Source organism: Calidithermus chliarophilus DSM 9957 (genome assembly GCF_000430045.1).
GTDB lineage: Bacteria > Deinococcota > Deinococci > Deinococcales > Thermaceae > Calidithermus > Calidithermus chliarophilus.
Genome location: NZ_KE387027.1, coordinates 43,291 through 43,539, shown reverse-complemented (window position 1 = coordinate 43,539; position 249 = coordinate 43,291). Strand labels below are relative to the sequence as shown.

Here is a 249-nt window from a genome sequence, read left to right as displayed (position 1 = left end):
CGCCGGAGGCCTCCACCGCGCTGCTCCAGGGCCAGGCGGGCGGGGCGCTGCCCCCCGAAGCGTGCGAGTGGATCTACCAGCGCGCCCAGGGCAACCCGCTGTTCACGCTGGAGTACTTCCGCCACCTGGGCCGCCTGGGCCACCTCTGGAGCGACGGGCACCGCTGGCGCTGGCGCGCGCCCGAGGGCGAGCCCATGCCCACCAGCGTCGAGGCGCTCATCGTGCAGCTCACCCGGGGGCACGGCCTCT

At 75.9% G+C, this 249-nt stretch carries 1 protein-coding gene; it reads left to right on the top strand.

Annotated features, from left to right (window positions below; all coding sequences use genetic code 11):
- The coding region (locus tag MEICH_RS29515; protein WP_036219657.1) for a hypothetical protein at positions 1–249 on the top strand (249 nt) is incomplete at both ends.